Raw genomic sequence first — 17110 nt, forward strand, 5'->3', positions numbered from 1 at the left:
TTGTTTATTAAAGGTTGTTGCACTTATCTGCGACCATAGGGCGACCCTCACCCTTGGTCAAGACCAATCCCTTATGCCGGACACGCACGGACACACGTGGACTCACGCCACCGGACGCGGCCGGGCATCCCCACCGCGGGGAGCTACCCGCCGGTAGCGAGTGTCGACAAGGTCCGTGCCGCGTCCGGCCAGCCGAGCCCCGGCGAGGGGCTCCATTCGACGGGAGCAGGTGACGGGTACGGAGGTGGGCGGGTGCGCGGCGGCCCCTTGCGCGTGGCGCGCACTCTGATCGGGGGCGGCGTGCGCGCCGGGGTACCGCCGGCCGCCGTGAATCCGTGTTGCGGACGCCCCTCGGTGGTCCGGCCCGGGATCGCGCGCCCGCGCGGACGGGTGGCCGTGCCGCCTCTGCGACAGGGACGCGGACGAGCCGGGCCGGACACGGCGGCAGGGCAGCAGGGCAGCAGGGCAGCAGGGCAGCAGGGCAGGCGATGATGCCGCACCGGGACGGCAGCAGGGCCGGGGCGAACGGGGCCGGACCGCGACCGGGGCCCACCGCCCTGGGGCCGTTGTTCACTTCCGGTTTGCGCGGGCGCTGCGGCGTCCCAGTAGTCATGGCATCGCAATTGGCCGGATCCTTCCCCGTCCTGGAGGCGCGCCCATGTCACACCGTCCCTTCCCTGGTCGCCGCAGTGTGCTGCGGGGCTCCCTCGCCGCGTCCGCCGCGCTCACCCTGCCCGTCGGTCTCGGGGGCGCCCCGGCCCTCGCCCTGTCGGGGCGGCCCAACGCCGGGTGGGGGGTGCAGACGGGCGACGTCACCGCGAACTCCGGGCTGGTGTGGGTGCGGTCGGACCGGCCCGCGCGGATGATCGTGGAGACGTCCGCGACGGAGTCGTTCCGCAACCCCCGCCGCCTGCACGGCCCGCTGCTCGGCGCGGACACCGACTTCACCGGCACCACCCGGCTGCGCGGACTGCCGCCCGGCGAGCAGATCCACTACCGCGTGCTGCTCGCCGATCCGGACGACCCGCGCCGCACCGGCGAACCCGTGACCGGCACCTTCCGCACCGTGCCGGTGAACCGCCGCGACGGCGTGCGCTTCGTCTGGTCCGGCGACCTCGCGGGCCAGGGCTGGGGCATCAACCCGGACATCGGCGGCTACCGCATCTTCGACGCCATGGCCGGCCTCGACCCCGACTTCTTCCTGTTCAGCGGCGACACCGTCTACGCCGACGGTCCGCTGGCCGCCACCGCCGCCCTGCCCGACGGCGGCGTCTACCGCAACGTCACCACGCAGGAGAAGGCAAAGGTCGCCGAGACGCTGGCGGAGTTCCGCGGCAACTTCCGCTACAACCTGCTGGACGAGAACCTGCGCCGGTTCAACGCCCAGGTGCCCTCCATCGTCCAGTGGGACGACCACGAGGTCCGCAACAACTGGTACCCGGGCCAGACGATCTCCCAGTCCGACGCCCGTTACACCGTCAAGAGCGTGGACACGCTGGTGGAGCGCGCCCGGCGGGCGTTCGCCGAGTACTACCCGATCTCCACGCTGCGGCCCGGCGCCGAGGAGGGCCGCGTCCACCGCGTGCTGCGCCAGGGCCCGCTGCTCGACGTGTTCGTCCTGGACATGCGCACCTACCGCAACGCCAACTCCACCGACGACCAGACGGCCGACCCGCAGGGCATCCTCGGCCGTGAGCAGCTCGAATGGCTGAAGAAGGAGCTGTCCCGGTCCCGGGCGGTGTGGAAGGTGCTCGCCTCCGACATGCCGCTCGGCCTCGTGGTGCCGGACTCGGGCGAGGGCCGGCCGCACTTCGAGGCGGTGGCGCAGGGCGACCCGGGCGCGCCGCTGGGCCGTGAGCTGCAGATCGCCGAGCTGCTGCGGTTCATCAAGCACCGGCGGATCACGGGCACCGTCTGGCTGACGGCCGACGTCCATTACACGTCGGCGCAGCACTACCAGCCGTCGAGGGCCGCGTTCACGGACTTCGAGCCGTTCTGGGAGTTCGTCTCCGGCCCGCTGAACGCCGGCTCCTTCCCGGCGAACGCCCTGGACGGCACCTTCGGCCCGGAGCGCGTCTTCGTGAAGGCGCCGCCGCGGGCGAACGTCTCCCCGGCCGAGGGTTACCAGTTCTTCGGCGAGGTCGACATCGACGGCGACACCGCCGAGCTGACGGTGCGTCTGCGCGAGCAGGACGGCACGGCGCTGTTCACGAAGGTGCTGCAGCCGGGTCTGGTCGGGCAGTAGGTCCCGTACTCTCGAAGACCGTGCCGCGCACCGTCGTCATCCCGCGGTGCGCGGCGCGGCCCTGCGCCTGCCAACTCGCCCGCGCAAGCCGGGTTTTCGCAGGTCAGACCGACTGTCAGTGGTCGCCTCTACGGTTTTCCCATGACGCGATCCGTACAGGCCGTGGCCTATCGACGACCCTCCGTGCTGGAGTCCGCGGCCGACGGACGCCGCCTCGGACTGGAGACCTCCCGGGGCGCCACCCCGTCCGGCGTGCGGGACCACCCGCAGTTCTTCGCGGGCTTTCTGACGTCCCCGCAGGTCGCTTCGGCGGCGCTGCTCGCGGTGGCGGACGTCGCCGCAGCGCGCTACTACCAGCGCCAGTTGCGCGCTTCGCTCGATCCGGTCGTCACGGGCAACGGCGATCGGCTGCGCTTCGAGTCCTTCTCCGGCTGCGGCGGGGTGTACGCGCGCCTGGACGTGCTCGAGGCGGGTCTCGACGGCGGCGAGGTGGGGCACGGCACGACCAACGTCGACGTCAACAACCCGCTGCGGGAGGCGCTTTCGCGGACCGGCCCCGCCGATCCGCTGCACATGCGGGTGGGCCCGGACGAGCTGGCGGTGACCACGGTGGACGGGCCGGTGGTGGAGAAGAGGGTGCCGCTGCCCGACCGCTGGCTGCGCGGCTTCGCCGAGGCCCAGGTGATCGCGGCCGGCTTCGACCTGCGGGCCGAGCTGCCGGCCGCCGAGGCGGTGCGGTTCCTGCGGGCGCTGCCCCGCGGCGGGGCGCGCGGAGCGTCGGGCGGCGCGCAGTGGGTCGTACCGGTGCGCGGCGGGCTGCGGCCGACGACGCGGGCGGTGCCGGGCGCGGTGTGCCTGCCCGGCCCGGAGCGGCTGGCCGCGCTCCAGCGGGTGCTGCGCCATGCGACCGCCCTGCGGGTCTACGGGCCGGCGGTGACGGGCGGCGCCCCGGCCACGGCCGCCGCGTGGGAGGCCGTGCTGCCCGGGATGCGGCTCACGCTGACGCTGTCCCCGGACGCCTCCCGCGGGTTCTCCGGCGAGGGCGGGGTGCTGGACCCGCTCACCGCCGGCGAGGCCGCCGAGGACGCGGAGCTGGTCTCGGTGCTGCTGGCGTGGGAGCCGCGCGTGGACGCCGCCGACCTGGCCGCGGCGTCGGGCCTGAGCGCGGAGCGGGTGCGGGCGGCGCTGGTGCGGCTGGGCACGTCGGGGCGTGTCGGGTACGACGTGGCGGAGGCGGCCTACTTCCACCGGGAGCTGCCCTACGACGCCGAACGGGTGGAGCGGCACAATCCGCGGCTGCGTTCCGCGCGTGCGCTGGTGGCGGCCGGGGCGGTGGCCCTGGACGGCGCGGTGGCGACGGTGACGGCGGAGGACGGGCACGTCCACCGGGTGCGCGACGCCTCGGGGGCGCTGTCGTGCAGTTGCCCGTGGTGGGCGAGATACCGGGGTGGGCGCGGGCCGTGCAAGCACGCGCTGGCGGTGCGCATGGTGCGGCGGGGATCCGCCGTGGAGCAGGCCGGGGTTCGGGTCGACGGGGGTGTGCGATGAGTGCTGAGCTGATGGCGGCGGTCCGGGCGGGCCGTACGGCCGAGGCGGTGGGGCTGCTCGAGGGGATGACGGACGCCGAACGGCGCGCCTGTTTCCCGGAATTGCGGGCGCTGCGCAAGGAGCTGCGGGCGGCGCCCTGGGACGCGGCGTCCCGGCGCGCCCATCCCGCGCTGCACGCGGCGGGGGCGGCCTGCCAGACCGGCGCGGCGGGCGTGGCGACCTGGATCGCCGCCGCCGACATGCGCTGGTCGCGGGTCTCCCCCGGCGTGCTGCTGCACGTGCTCGGGGACCGCGAGCCCGGCTGGCTCGGGGAGGTGACGCACCGGCTGGCGCAGCGTCCCGCTGCCTCGGGTGTGCCGTACGAGCTGATGGCGGGGCTGGTCCGGCTCTCCGGCTGCCCGGTGCCGACGACGGACGCCTATGTCCGGGGCTGGGTGGACCACCACATCGGCACCTGGCAGCACGGCGGTTCGCTGCACGAACGGCTGCGGCGGGACCCGCACCTGCGCACCATGGTCGCGGCGCTCTTCGAGACGGACGACATCGGCGGGCGGTTGCAGTGGGCGGACGGCTCCGGTCCGAACAGCTGGACCGGAGCTCTGGCGCTGCTCACGGCGGACGGGGCGCTGGACCGCGCCGCCACGGTCGACGCGTGCGTGGCGAAGCTGCTGCGCGGCGGGACGACGGCGGACCAGCGGGTGTTCCTGCGGCTGCTGAAGTCTCTGGCACCGACCCGGGCCGAGGAGCGGGAGCGGACGGCCGACTGGCTGGCGCTGGCCGCCGCGGCGGCGTCCCCGGTGGCCGCGCACGCCCAGTCCGTCCTCGCGGCCTTGGCCCTGGACGGCGAGCTGCCCGCCGCCCGGCTCGCGGAGTTGTCCGGCGCGGTGCTGTTCCGCACGGAGAAGAAGCTCGTCCGGGCGCAGCTGGTGCTGCTCGGCAAGGTGCTGGCGCGCGACGCGTCCTCGGCCGACGAACTGCTGCCCGCGGTGGCGCAGGCCTTCGGGCACGAGGACTCCGACGTGCAGGAGCGGGCGCTCAAGCTGGTGGAGCGGCACGCGGGCACGCTCCGCTCGCCGGACGCGCGCGAGGAACTGGCGGTGTCGGCCGGGCAGTTGATTCCCGCCCTGCGCTCGCGTGCGGCCGGCGCGCTGGGCATCGCGGCTCCGGGCGCCGACGTGGCGGCGTACGAGGAGATCCTGCCGCCGGTGCCGGAGCCGATGCGTTTGGCGCCCGCGCCGGAGACGGCCGTCGAGGTCGCCGAGGAGGTGGGCGCGGCCCTGGCGTCCGAGCCGGGCGTCGCGGGTTTCGAGCGGGCGCTGGACGGTCTGGTGCGGCACGCCCACCGGGACCGGGAGGCGCTGCTCGAGGCCCTGGAGCCGGTCCTCGCCCGCCGCTGGTGGCACAGCACCGACCCGGTGTACGCCCAGGCCCGGTTCGGCTCCGACCGGCATGCCGTGCTCGGCGCGGACGACGCCCTGGACATGCTGCTGGCCACCCTGTGCGGCCAGGTCCCCACCGCCGCCCTGCACGCACGCGTCCGGACCGGCACGTCCGGCCGCGACCGCGTGCACGGCGCCCTCGCCCGGGCCTTCGAGCACCGTCTGTGGGAGGTGGCGTACCGGATACACACCGATCCGCTGCCCTTCCTGCTCTCCACCCCGACCTGGAGCACGGGGCTGCTGGAGCCGGACGAGCTGGTGGACCGGCTCGACGCCTACCGGCGCCTGGGCGCCCGGGTGTCGGCCGCGGACTTCGCGCAGGCGCTGCTGCGGGTGCGACGGGAGGACCGGGACGCGGCCGGTGCGGCGGCCCGGCGCGCGGCCAGCCTCGGCACTGCGGAGGGGGCGCGTCTCGCCGCGTGGCTCGCTTCCGGGCCGCCCGCCGCGCCCGCGTCCGGCCGGCGGACGTTCGGCTCGCGTGTGCTGGTCGAGCTGGGTGAAGTGCCGGAGCTGCGGGAGGGGTTCCCGGAGGAGTTCCGGTCGCTGGGCGGGCCTCTCGGCTCCTTCGGGGACGGGCGGTACTGCCCCCACTGGAACAACCTGGTGCATGGTCACTGGCTGGCACTGCTCCCGGAGCGGCGCGAGTGGGTGGCGGCCCGGCTGCTGCGCGACCTGTCGTCCGTCGCCGTGGACGACGGCCGGGGCGCGGCCGCCGTACTGCCCCTGCTCGCCGAGTCCGGCGGCGGGGCGGGCGACGCCGTCCACCTCGGGGTGGCGTACGGGCTCGGAGCCCGGCATCCGGAGGACCGGCTCGCCGCCGTGGACGCGCTGCTGGTGCTCGCCGCGCGCGGGCAGTTGGACGCCAACCTGCTGGGCGCGGACCTCGGTCAACTGGTCCGCCGCGGGGCGGTGAAGCCGCTGCGGCTCGCGGAGTCGGTGCGCACGGCCGCGGCCACCGGAGCGAATGCCACGGTATGGACGGTTCTCCGGCAGGCGCTGCCCGTGCTCCTCGCGGACCTCGCCACCGGAGAGCCGGCCGCGCCGGCCCGCGGGCTGGGCGATCTGCTGGCGGTGGCGGCGGAGTGCGCCGAGCGGTCCGGGGCCCGCGGTGAACTGCCGCATCTCGCCCGGGCGGCGGCCCGGCGCGGCTCGTCACGCCTGGTGACGCAGGCCCGTCGGCTGCATGTCGCGCTGGTCGAGGAGGTCGCGGCCTGACGCGCTGATCAACGACGCCGTGTACCCGGGCGGTCCGCACCACAGTTGTAGAAAGAGCAATAAATGGTGCGGAAAGTATGCTTTACCCATCGGTCACAGAGCGTTCGTGATCGCGCAACACCCTTCCTTCACAGTGGCTGCATGAGTCGAGAACTGTCTGATGTGAGGCGCGCCAGGAACGGGCGCCCAGTGCACCACTGGCGACGGGACGTGGTGGAACTCGCCGCGCTGTTCACCGCCGTGGCGGTGGCCGACGCCGTGGCCAACATGATCGGGCACGGGCCCGACGGTCCGGCGCTGCTGATCGTCTCCGCGGCCGTCCTGCTGGCCACGGCCGCCTTCCACGTGTGGTGGGCACGCCGCCACGGCCACGCACCGCCGACGAGTGATACCGACGCCCGGCCGCCCTCCGCCGAGGAGCAGGCCGGGCGGTCCGCGCAGCCCGAGCGGTCCGGGGACGGCGCGCTGTGGCGGATGCGGACGACGGTGAAGGACGAACCGGGCTCGCTGGCGGCGCTGTGCACGGCCCTGGCCGGGCGCCGGGTCGACATTCTCAGCCTGCAGACGCACCCGCTGGGCCGGGGCACGGTGGACGAGTTCCTGCTGCGGGCGCCCGGTGACCTCGCCGCCTCCGACATCACCCGGGCGGTCGCGCAGGCGGGCGGCACGGGGACCTGGATCGAGCGGGCCGACGCCCACGATCTGGTCGACGCCCCCACCCGCATCCTGGGCCTCGCCACCCGCACCGCGCTGGACGCCGCGGAACTGCCGCTGGCGTTGCGCCAGTTGCTGGGCCGGTGCACCATCCGCTCGCTGCCCGCCGCACCGGGCCGCAGCGGCGAGCCCACGGAGGGCGTACCGGTGGAGGGCGTCCTGGAGGACACCGTGATCCGGCTGCGGGCGCCGGAGGGCGGCGTCATCACGGTCGAGCGCCCCTATCTCCCGTTCACGCCGACCGAGTTCGCGCGGGCCCGGGCCCTGGTCGAGCTGGACGCCCGCCTCGGGCCGCGCATTCCGCGCAGCCAGGACGTGCTGACGCTGCCGCAGGGCAACGCCATCACCGTGCGGCGGGCCGACACCGGCGACCTGGAGGCGGCGAAGGAGATGCACGAGCGCTGCTCGGAGCGGACCCTGTCGATGCGCTACCACGGACCCGTCGGCGACGCGGACCGCTACCTCGACCACCTGCTCAGCCCGCGCCACGGCCGGACGCTCGCGGTGCAGACCGCCTCGGGTCGCATCGTCGGGCTCGGTCATCTGCTGTGGGACGGCGACGAGACGGAGGTCGCGCTGCTCGTCGAGGACGAGTGGCAGCGGCGCGGCATCGGCAGCGAACTGCTGCGCCGGCTGGTCGCGATGGCCGTCGAGGCGAACTGCGCCGGTGTGTACGCGGTGACGCAGGCGTCCAACACCGGCATGGTCGCGGCCATGCGGGGGCTGGGGCTGCCCCTCGACTACCAGATCGAGGAGGGCACCCTGGTGATCACGGCCCGGCTGGACACGACGGCGGTCGGCTCGGGTCTGCCGTACGACCAGCAGCGGTTCGGCCTGCCGGTCAGCCGGGACTGAGGCGACGCGACCGCGTCCGGGCGGCCGGCGTGAGGCCGTTCCGCCCGGACACAGGGCCTCCGCCTTCGGGAACCGGCCCGGCCGGCCATGGCGCCGGCCCCGCACGCCTCCCACGGCTGCCGCCGCGCAGGTGCCGACGCGGCCCCCGCCCTCACCGCCGTCGGCCCGTCGTGGCGCTCCGGTCGCCGCCCCGGCCGATCGAAGAGGCGCGCGTCCTGCTCCCGCCGATGCGGAGCAGGGCCACCGAGCGGCCGGGAACGGAGCCGCGGTCCGTTCCCGGCCGCGCTGCCGAGACCGGGAGCGGACCGCGACCGACGACGTCCGGACCACGGCTGTCGCGCCCGTTCCTGCGCCGAGCCGTCGCTCACACGGCTGCCGTCTCCCCGTCGTACCGGCCCGTCGACCCGGTCGGCCGTCCGCCGAGCGCCCCGTCCAGGTCGGCCCACAGGTCCTCGACGTCCTCCAGGCCCACCGACAGCCGCAGCAGCCGGTCGCTCACGCCCGCGCCCCGCCGGTCGTCGGCGTCGACGATGCGGTGGCTGATGGACGCCGGGTGCTGGATGAGGGTGTCGACGCTGCCGAGGCTGACGGCGGGCGTGACGAGGCGGACGCCGCCGATGACGGCGTGCGGGTCGCCGTGCACCTCGAAGGCGATCATCGCACCGCCGATGCGCGGATAGTGGACACGGGCGACGCGCGGGTCGGCGGCGAGGCGGCGGGCCAGTTCGACGGCGGTCGCCGACGCGGCCCGCACCCGCACCGGCAGGGTCGCCAGGCCCCGCAGCAGCAGATACCCGGCAAGCGGATGCAGCACCCCGCCGGTGGCGAACCGCACCTGCCGCAGCCGGCCCGCGAACTCCTCGTCGCAGGCGACGACTCCGCCCATCACGTCCCCGTGCCCGCCGAGGTACTTGGTGGCGCTGTGCAGCACCAGCCGCGCCCCCATCCCCGCCGGCCGCTGCAGGACGGGTGTGGCGAAGGTGTTGTCCACCAGCAGCGGGACGGAGCCGCAGGAGTGGGCGACGGCGGGCAGATCGATCTCGGCGAGCGTCGGGTTGGCCGGGGTCTCGACCATGACCAGCCCGGTGTCGGGGCGCAGGGCGTCCGCGACGCCCGCCGGGTCGGTCCAGGTCACCTCCGAGCCGAGGAGGCCGGCGGTGAGCAGATGGTCGCTGCAGCCGTACAGCGGCCGTACCGCCACGACGTGGCGCAGCCCGAGCGAGGAGCGGACGAGGAGGACCGCGCTCAGGGCGGCCATGCCGCTGGCGAAGGCGACGGCCGCCTCGGTGCCCTCCAGCCGGGCGAGGGCCGTCTCGAAGCGGGCGACGGTGGGGTTGCCGAGCCGACTGTAGATGGGCGGTCCGTCCGGTTCGGCGCCGGTGGCGGCGAAGGCGTCGATCCGGGCGGCCTCGTCGCGGCTGTCGCGGCTGGGATAGGTGGTGGACAGGTCGATGGGCGGGGCGTGCAGTCCGAGGGCGGCGAGGTCGTCGCGGCCCGCGTGCACGGCCTCGGTGGCCAGCGCTCTCGGTACGAGGGGTGTGTCGTCGTCGGCGTGCCTGCGTGAGTCCATGCGGCGAAGCGTGAACACCGCGCGGGTTATGGGGGTCCCATCCCGTGCTACGTTCGGCCGATGGCGGAATCTGTCGTACTGGATCCGGTGGACCTGCATCTGCTGCGCCTGTTGCAGAACGACTCCCGGACGACCTACCGGGAGCTCGCGGCGCACGTCGGCGTCGCGCCGTCGACGTGTCTGGACCGGGTGACGCGGTTGCGGCGGGCGGGCGTGATCCTGGGGCATCAGCTGCGCCTGGATCCGGCCAAACTCGGCCGCGGGCTGGAGGCGTTGCTGTCGGTGCAGGTCAGGCCGCACCGGCGGGAGCTGGTGGGGCCGTTCGTGGAGCGGATCCGGGCGCTGCCGGAGTCGCGGACCGTCTTCCATCTGACCGGGCCGGACGACTATCTCGTCCATGTCGCGGTCGCCGACATGACGGACTTGCAGCGACTGGTCCTGGACGAGTTCACGGCACGGCGGGAGGTGGCCCGGGTGGAGACCCGGCTGATCTTCCAGCAGTGGGACTGCGGCCCGCTGCTGCCGCCGGGGAGCGGACCGTCGGTCCCGGCTCAATCCGGATGACGCCCGGCGGGCCCTCGTACGAGGATGGTCCGCATGTCAGAGACCGAGAACCCGCTGCCCCGTGAGATCGCCGACGCCTACGTCGACGACCTCGTCGCCCTCGACCCGATCACCGGAACGTACCTGGGTGTGAAGGAGAGTTCGAGCCGCCTGCCCGACCTCTCGCCCGAGGGGCAGGAGGCGGTGGCGGAGCTGGCGCGCCGCACCCTCGCTCGGCTGGCCGAGGCCGAGCGGCGGCCCGGCGCGGACAGTGACGCCGAGCGCCGGTGCGCGCGCCTGCTGCGCGAGCGGCTCACCGCCGAACTCGCCGTGCACGACGCCGGCGAGGGGCTGCGCGCGGTCGGCAACCTCGGTATGCCCGTGCACCATGTGCGTGAGGTGTTCACCGTGACGCCGACGGCGACGGACGAGGACTGGGCCGCCGTGGCGACCCGGCTGCGGGCGGTGCCGGCGGCGCTGGCCGGCTACCGCGCGTCCCTGGCGCTGGGGCTGGAGCGCGAGCTGTACGGGGCGCCCCGGCCGACGGCCGCGCTCATCGGGCAGCTCGGCGAGTGGACGGAGTCCGACGGCGCGGGTCGCGGCTGGTTCGAGGAGTTCGCGTCCGCCGGCCCCGGGGCGCTGCGGCCGGAGCTGGACGACGCCGCCCGTGCGGCCACCGCGGCCGTGGCGGAGCTGCGCGACTGGCTGCGCGGCACGTACGCCCCGGCGATCGAGGGCGCCCCGGACACGGTGGGCCGCGAGCGGTACGCCCGCTGGGCGCGGTATTACAACGGCACCGACCTCGACATGGACGAGGCCTACGCGTACGGCTGGTCGGAGTTCCACCGGCTGCACGCCGAGATGCGGCAGGAGGCCGAGAAGATCCTGCCCGGCGCCGGGACGCCGTGGGAGGCGCTCGCCCACCTCGACGGGCACGGCCGGCACATCGAGGGCGTCGACGAGGTCCGGCAGTGGCTGCAGGACCTGATGGACCGGGCGGTGGAGGCGCTGGACGGCACGCACTTCGAACTCGCCGAGCGGGTGCGGCGGGTGGAGTCGTGCATCGCCCCGGCCGGCAGCGCGGCGGCGCCGTACTACACCGGTCCCTCGGAGGACTTCTCGCGTCCCGGCCGCACCTGGCTGCCGACGATGGGCGCGACCCGGTTCCCGGTCTACGACCTGGTGTCGACGTGGTACCACGAGGGCGTGCCGGGCCACCACCTCCAGCTCGCCCAGTGGGTGCACGTCGCCGAGAGCCTCTCCCGGTACCAGGCCACCGTCGGCATGGTCAGCGCCAACGCCGAGGGCTGGGCGCTGTACGCGGAGCGTCTGATGGACGAGCTGGGCTTCCTCGCCGACGCGGAGGAGCGGCTGGGCTATCTCGACGCGCAGATGATGCGCGCGCTGCGGGTCATCGTGGACATCGGCATGCACCTGGAGCTGGAGATCCCCGCGGACTCGCCGTTCCGGCCGGGAGAGCGCTGGACCCCGAAGCTGGCACAGGAGTTCTTCGGCGCGCACACCAGCCGGCCCGCGGACTTCGTCGAGAGCGAGATGACCCGCTATCTGACGATTCCCGGTCAGGCGATCGGCTACAAGCTGGGCGAGCGGGCGTGGCTGCTGGGCCGGGAGAACGCGCGCAGGCGGCACGGCGACGCCTTCGACCTCAAGGCCTGGCACATGGCGGCCCTGTCGCAGGGTTCCCTCGGCCTGGACGACCTGGTGGACGAGCTGTCGGCGCTGTGAGCCGCTCCCCGGCGACCCGTCGAGCCGCTCCCGACGGCCCTCCCAACGGCCCGTTCAGCAGCCGCAGTCGGCCCCGGCGGGCGCGGTGAGCGGATCGGCGGGACGGCGCTCCGTGCCCTGCCACGTCTCGTACGCGAAGCCCTCGCGCACCCAGTACTCGAAACCGCCGAGCATCTCCTTGACGCGGTAGCCGAGTTCGGCGAGCGCGAGGGCGGCGCGGGTCGCGCCGTTGCAGCCGGGGCCCCAGCAGTAGGTGACGACGGGCACGGACCGGTCGAGGAGCCGCTCCGCCCGCTCCGGGACGAGCGCGGTCGGCAGATGGACGGCGCCGGGGACGTGGCCCTGGTCCCAGGCCTCGGTGGAGCGGGAGTCGAGGAGGACGAACCCGGGGTCGCCGCCGGCCGAGAGGGCGGCGGCGACATCGGAGACGTCGGCGTGGAAGGCGAGGCTCGCCCGGAAGTGGGCGGCGGCGTCGGCGGGGAGGGCGGGGGCGACGCGCAGGACGGGGTTCACGCTGGTGGTGGAGGTCATGCCAGAAAGGTACGGCGGCCGTCCCGGCCCTTGAAGCCGCGATCCCCGGCGTTCTGCTTGCTCGACCGGGGATTTCCCTGTTATCTCTCGGGGATGACCGCGTATTCCCCGGACGCCACCGACTGGCGCATTCTCGACGTCCTGCAGCGGGAGGGACGGGCCAGTTTCGCCGAACTGGCCCGGGCCGTCTCGATGTCCGCGAGCGCGGTCACCGAGCGGGTGCGCCGCCTGGAGGAGGCGGGGATCATCAAGGGCTACGCGGCGGTGGTCGACCCGGAGCGCCTCGGCCTGCCGGTCCTGGCCTTCGTGCGGCTGCGCTATCCGACCGGCAACTACAAGCCGTTCCACGACCTCGTCGCGGTGACGCCCGAGATCCTGGAGGCGCATCACGTCACGGGCGACGACTGTTTCGTCATCAAGGTCGCCACGCGCTCGATGCGCCATCTGGAGGAGGTCTCGGGGAAGATCGCCGCGCTGGGCTCGGTGACCACCAGCGTCGTCTACTCCTCGCCGCTGCCGGGGCGTCCGCTCGGCCGCTGACCGGTGCCGCGCTGCCGCAGTGTCGACCCCGATCTGCCCTTGACGACCTCGAGTTGGGCGTGGATGCGGCGGCGCAGATCGCCGACGTGGCTGACGATGCCGACGCTGCGGTCACGCTCGCGCAGGGAGTCGAGCACGTCCAGGACCTCGTCCAGCGTCTGGTCGTCCAGGCTGCCGAAGCCCTCGTCGATGAAGAGGGTGTCGAGGCGGACGCCGCCCGCCTCGTCGGTGACGACGTCGGCGAGGCCGAGGGCGAGGGCGAGGGAGGCGAAGAAGGTCTCGCCGCCCGACAGGGTCGCCGTGTCCCGCTCGCGTCCGGTCCACGCGTCGACGACGTGCAGGCCGAGGCCGCTGCGCCCGCGTCCGGACCGGTCGTCGGAGTGAACGAGGGTGTAGCGGCCGGACGACATCCGCAGCAGCCGCGCGGTCGCGGCGGCGGCGACCTGTTCCAGGCGGGCGGCGAGGACGTACGCCTCCAGGCGCATCCGGCGCTCGTTGTCGGCGGAGGTGCCGGCCGCGAGCCCGGCCATCCGGGACACCCGGTCGTACTCCTCGCGCAGTGGCCCGAGCCGGCGCACGGCGGCGGCCGCGCGGGCGGAGAGCCGGTCGAGTTCGGCGCAGCGCCGGGCGGCGGCGTCGCACGCGGAGGCGGCGGCGCGCACCCGCCGGTCCGCCTCGGCGGCGGCGCGCTCCGCCGCGTCCGGGTCGGCGGCGGGCCGGCGGGCGGCGGCAGCGGCGTCCTCTTCGGCGAGCACGGCGCGTACGGCGGCCTCGTCGGCCTGCCAGGCGTCCAGCCGTCGTTGCAGCTCGCGGTGGGCGGCGTCGTCCAGCAGCGCGGCGGCGGCGCTCGCGGGGGTGTCGAAGCCGGCGCGGTAGGCGGCGTCGGCGAGCCGGGCGTCGGCGTCCTTGAGCCGCTGCGCGGTGTCCTCGGCGGCGCGGGCGGCCTCGGCGGCCTCGGTGAGCCGTGCGGCCCGCGACTCCAGTTCGGCGGCGCGCTCGGCCACACTGGCCGCGGCGCCGCGTGCAAGCGTCAACTCTGCCTCCAGGGAGGTGTGTTCACGCTCCAGGGCCTCCCGGCGTGCCAGCCGGGAGGCGGTGCCGACGGCGGCCCGCTGCCGGTCGGCGATCCGCCGCTCGTACTCCTGCTCGGCCCGGCGCAGTTCCTCGTGGGCGGCGTGCAGCCCGGAGGCGTCCCGGCGGGCGCGCGCGTACTGCCGCTCCAGTTCCTCGGTCTCCTGGGCGAGCCGGTCGGTGGGCGTGTCGCCCGACTCGGCGGCAGCGGCGGCCAGCGCCTCGCGTACGAGGCCCAGTCGCCGTTCGTCCTCGGCGCGTGCCTCGTCGGCGCGCTGGTAGGCGGCCAGGGCCTCTTCCTCGGCGGCGCGGTCGACGTGTCCGGCGACCTTCCGCGCGGGGGCGGGGTGTGCGGTGGCCCCGCAGACGGCGCAGGGCTCGCCGTCCCGGAGGTTCGCGGCGAGTTCGGCGGCGATGCCGCTCAGGCGCTGTTCCTTGAGGTCCAGCCAGTGGGTGCGGGCGCGCAGGGCGGTCTCGGCGGAGGCGAGTGCGGTGCGCTGGGCGGCCTCGGTGTCGCGGGCCAGCCGGTCACGCAGCCGCGCGGCGTCGAGCCGCCGCTGGACGGGTTCGCGGCGCACGGCGAGCTGCTCGGCCTGCGAGGCGGCCTCCTGGGCGGCGTCGACGCGCTCCTGGAGGGCGCCGCGTACGGCCTCCCAACCGTCGAGCCATACCTCGGCCTCCTCCAGCAGCTCCGCGTCGGCGCGTTCCTGACGGTCCAGGTCGGCGCGTTCGGCGCGGAGTTCGGCGAGGCGCCGCTCGGCGCGGCGGGCGGATGCGAGGCCGCCCAGTTCCTCGGCGGTGCGGCGCGCGGCGGCAGTGAGCCCCGCCGCCTCGGCCTCGGCGAGGGCGTCGGGCAGCGCGGCACGCGCGCGTGCGTCGGCCGCGACCGCCCGCCGGTGTTCGGTTTCGGCGGCCTCGCGCAGCTCCAGCGCGGGCGCCACGGCCTCGGCCTTGCGGGCGTGTTCCATGCGCTGCCGGTCCGCGTGGTGGGCGTCGGACCGTGCCTGCAGCAGCCGGGCCCGCTCGGTGGCGTCGGCGAACCTGCGCTGGAGGCGGGCGACTTCACGGACGTCGTCCAGGGTGTGGCCGGCGGCGGCGCGGGCGGCCTCTGCGGCGGCGAGGCGGCAGCGGGCGATGTCGAGCTGCTCGCGTGCGGTGCTGCGGGCGACGGCAGCGGCGCCGAGGACGGCGTCGGCCAGGCCCGGGTCGCCGGGCGCCAGCTCGGGCAGCTCCATGGCGTCGCCGGCGGCCTGCTGCATGCGGTGCGCCTCGGCGAGCAGCGCCGCGTCGGCGTCGCGCACCCCGGCTTCGGCGGCGCGGCGGCGTTCGACGAGGCGCTTCTCGACGTCGGCGAAGCGCTGGGTGTCGAACAGCCGGCCGAGCAGTCTGCCCCGGGCCTCGGCGTCGGCGCGCAGGAAGCGGGCGAAGTCGCCCTGGGGCAGCAGGACGACCTGGCAGAACTGCTCGCGGCTCATGCCGAGCAGCTGGGTGATCTCCTCGCCGATCTCCTGGTGGGAGCGGCTGAGGTCCTTCCAGGCGCCGGTGACGGGGTCGTGCTCGCGCAGCCAGGTCTCGGCCTTGTCGAGCGTCGTGCCCTTGCCGCGCTTCTTGGCGCGCTCCCAGGGGGGCCGGCGGGTGATCTCCAGCCGGCGGCCGGCGACGGTGAGGTCGAGGGTGACGGAGGTGCGGGTGCCGGGTGGGGCGTGGTCGCTGCGCAGGGTGATGCCCTGCCCGCTCTGGCGGGCGCCCGGTACGGCGCCGTACAGCGCGTAGCAGACGGCGTCCAGGACGGACGTCTTGCCGGCGCCGGTCGGTCCGTGCAGCAGGAAGAGGCCGGCCGCGGACAGGGCGTCGAAGTCGACGCCCTGAGTGCCGCCGAAGGGTCCGAAGGCGGTGATGTCGAGCCGGTGCAGCCTCACCGCGCCACCTCCGTGAGGGTCCGCTCGGCGCGCACGGCGTCGAAGGCGTCGCGCAGCACGGTCCGTTCGTGCTCGTCGGGGCCGGCGCCGCGCACATGGGCGACGAAGTCCTCGGCGATCTGCTGGTCGCTGCGGCCGGCGAGGCGGCGGGCGTAGGACACGCCGGGCTCGTCGGGGGCCCGGTCGGGGTCGAAGACGAGGCTGAGGGCGTGCGGGAAGCGCACGGTGAGGCGGGCCATGGGCTCGGCCGGGCGCACCGGGTCGGTGAGGGTGGCCTCGACCCACGACTGCTCGTGCCGGGTGAGGCCCGGGTCGGCGAGGAGCTGTTCCAGGGTGCCGCGGATGCGGGCCAGCGGGCGCGGTACCGGGCAGTCGACGCGCTCGGCGGTGACGGTTCCGTCGGCGTCGAGGTCGACGAGCCACATGCTCTTGCGGTGGCCGGCCTCCGAGAAGGAGTAGGCGAGCGGGGAGCCGGAGTAGCGCACGCGGTCGGTGATGGTCTGGCAGCCGTGCAGATGCCCGAGGGCGGCGTAGTCCACCCCGTCGAACACGGCGGCCGGGACGGCGGCCACTCCGCCGACGGTGATGTCCCGCTCGCTGTCGCTGGCCTGGCCGCCCGTGACGAAGGCGTGGGCGAGGACGACGGACCGCGTGCCCCCGGGACGGGTGGCGAGGTCGGCGCGGACCCGGTCCATGGCGGCGGCGAGCACTGCCTCGTGCCCCGCCTTCTCCACCCCCAGTTCGTCCCTCACCAGGGCGGGTTCGAGATACGGCAGCCCATAGAAGGCCACGTCGCCGTGCTCGTCGGAGAGGACGACGGGCGTACCGCAGTGGGAGGGGTCGGTGCGCAGGTGGATGCCCGCGCGGCGGATCAGCCCGGCGCCGACGCCGAGGCGGCGGGCCGAGTCGTGGTTCCCGGAGATCATCACCGTCGGCACGCCGAGGTCGGCGAGCCGGTGCAGGGCGTCGTCGAACAGCTCGACCGCGGCCAGCGGCGGCACCGCCCGGTCGTACACGTCTCCGGACACGACCACGGCGTCCACGTCGCGCTCCCGCACGGTGGCGACGAGGCGGCCGATGAACTCGGCCTGGGCGCCGAGCATGCTCACCCGGTGGAAGGCCCGGCCGAGGTGCCAGTCGGACGTGTGCAGCAATCTCATGATTCCCGAAACTA

The 17110-nt window shown here is 75.1% G+C and carries 11 protein-coding genes; 7 read left to right on the forward strand and 4 right to left on the reverse strand.

The window, feature by feature from the left end; translation table 11 throughout:
* Positions 1 to 658: 658 nt before the first annotated feature.
* The 4 genes from ABZY13_RS15725 to ABZY13_RS15740 all read left to right on the forward strand — a co-directional run bounded on the left by ABZY13_RS15725 (position 659) and on the right by ABZY13_RS15740 (position 8016).
* Complete coding sequence (locus ABZY13_RS15725) at positions 659 to 2245, forward strand: alkaline phosphatase D family protein (protein WP_356630880.1); 1587 nt, start codon at positions 659 to 661, stop codon at positions 2243 to 2245.
* A 141-nt stretch (positions 2246 to 2386) separates the two neighbouring features.
* Positions 2387 to 3793 (forward strand): SWIM zinc finger family protein, encoded by a 1407-nt coding sequence (locus ABZY13_RS15730; protein WP_356630882.1) that lies wholly within the window; start codon positions 2387 to 2389, stop codon positions 3791 to 3793.
* On the forward strand, positions 3790 to 6447 hold the full coding sequence (locus ABZY13_RS15735) for a DUF6493 family protein (protein WP_356630884.1): 2658 nt from the start codon (positions 3790 to 3792) through the stop codon (positions 6445 to 6447). Before ABZY13_RS15730 ends, ABZY13_RS15735 begins: the two co-directional genes overlap by 4 nt.
* Before the next feature lie 189 nt (positions 6448 to 6636).
* Complete coding sequence (locus ABZY13_RS15740) at positions 6637 to 8016, forward strand: GNAT family N-acetyltransferase (protein ID WP_356630886.1); 1380 nt, start codon at positions 6637 to 6639, stop codon at positions 8014 to 8016.
* A 364-nt stretch (positions 8017 to 8380) separates the two neighbouring features.
* Here the strand turns inward: ABZY13_RS15740 and ABZY13_RS15745 are convergent, their stop codons facing one another.
* Positions 8381 to 9586 carry a PLP-dependent transferase gene (locus ABZY13_RS15745; RefSeq protein WP_356630888.1) on the reverse strand — a complete coding sequence of 402 codons (1206 nt, stop codon included), beginning with the start codon at positions 9584 to 9586 and terminating at the stop codon, positions 8381 to 8383.
* Positions 9587 to 9646: 60 nt separating this feature from the next.
* Here ABZY13_RS15745 and ABZY13_RS15750 point away from each other — a divergent pair, with 60 nt between their 5' ends.
* Together ABZY13_RS15750 and ABZY13_RS15755 are read left to right on the forward strand one after the other, a co-directional pair.
* Entirely contained in the window at positions 9647 to 10150 is a 504-nt protein-coding gene (locus ABZY13_RS15750; protein ID WP_356630890.1) for an Lrp/AsnC family transcriptional regulator, read from the forward strand.
* Positions 10151 to 10183: 33 nt separating this feature from the next.
* Complete coding sequence (locus tag ABZY13_RS15755) at positions 10184 to 11875, forward strand: DUF885 domain-containing protein (RefSeq protein ID WP_356630892.1); 1692 nt, start codon at positions 10184 to 10186, stop codon at positions 11873 to 11875.
* Positions 11876 to 11929: 54 nt separating this feature from the next.
* Here the strand turns inward: ABZY13_RS15755 and ABZY13_RS15760 are convergent, their stop codons facing one another.
* Positions 11930 to 12406 (reverse strand): rhodanese-like domain-containing protein, encoded by a 477-nt coding sequence (locus ABZY13_RS15760; protein ID WP_356630894.1) that lies wholly within the window; start codon positions 12404 to 12406, stop codon positions 11930 to 11932.
* 93 nt (positions 12407 to 12499) lie between these two features.
* Between ABZY13_RS15760 and ABZY13_RS15765 the strand changes: the two genes are divergently transcribed.
* On the forward strand, positions 12500 to 12946 hold the full coding sequence (locus ABZY13_RS15765; protein WP_356630896.1) for an Lrp/AsnC family transcriptional regulator: 447 nt from the start codon (positions 12500 to 12502) through the stop codon (positions 12944 to 12946).
* Here the strand turns inward: ABZY13_RS15765 and ABZY13_RS15770 are convergent.
* Entirely contained in the window at positions 12907 to 15936 is a 3030-nt protein-coding gene (locus tag ABZY13_RS15770; protein ID WP_356630898.1) for an SMC family ATPase, read from the reverse strand. The genes ABZY13_RS15765 and ABZY13_RS15770 overlap by 40 nt on opposite strands.
* Positions 15933 to 17096: an exonuclease SbcCD subunit D gene (locus ABZY13_RS15775; RefSeq protein WP_356630900.1), complete on the reverse strand. Its 1164-nt coding sequence runs from the start codon at positions 17094 to 17096 to the stop codon at positions 15933 to 15935. Before ABZY13_RS15775 ends, ABZY13_RS15770 begins: the two co-directional genes overlap by 4 nt.
* Between the last annotated feature and the right edge of the window lie 14 nt (positions 17097 to 17110).

It is taken from the genome of Streptomyces sp. NPDC006610, assembly GCF_040611575.1.
Lineage (GTDB): Bacteria > Actinomycetota > Actinomycetes > Streptomycetales > Streptomycetaceae > Streptomyces.

Bases quoted from the DNA above. Each gene is read 5' to 3' on its own strand.
- ABZY13_RS15725 (WP_356630880.1), top strand. From the start codon at position 659: ATGTCACACCGTCCCTTCCCTGGTCGCCGCAGTGTGCTGCGGGGCTCC.
- ABZY13_RS15730 (WP_356630882.1), top strand. From the start codon at position 2,387: ATGACGCGATCCGTACAGGCCGTGGCCTATCGACGACCCTCCGTGCTG.
- ABZY13_RS15735 (WP_356630884.1), top strand. From the start codon at position 3,790: ATGAGTGCTGAGCTGATGGCGGCGGTCCGGGCGGGCCGTACGGCCGAG.
- ABZY13_RS15745 (WP_356630888.1), bottom strand. From the start codon at position 9,586: ATGGACTCACGCAGGCACGCCGACGACGACACACCCCTCGTACCGAGA.
- ABZY13_RS15750 (WP_356630890.1), top strand. From the start codon at position 9,647: ATGGCGGAATCTGTCGTACTGGATCCGGTGGACCTGCATCTGCTGCGC.
- ABZY13_RS15755 (WP_356630892.1), top strand. From the start codon at position 10,184: ATGTCAGAGACCGAGAACCCGCTGCCCCGTGAGATCGCCGACGCCTAC.
- ABZY13_RS15760 (WP_356630894.1), bottom strand. From the start codon at position 12,406: ATGACCTCCACCACCAGCGTGAACCCCGTCCTGCGCGTCGCCCCCGCC.
- ABZY13_RS15765 (WP_356630896.1), top strand. From the start codon at position 12,500: ATGACCGCGTATTCCCCGGACGCCACCGACTGGCGCATTCTCGACGTC.
- ABZY13_RS15775 (WP_356630900.1), bottom strand. From the start codon at position 17,096: ATGAGATTGCTGCACACGTCCGACTGGCACCTCGGCCGGGCCTTCCAC.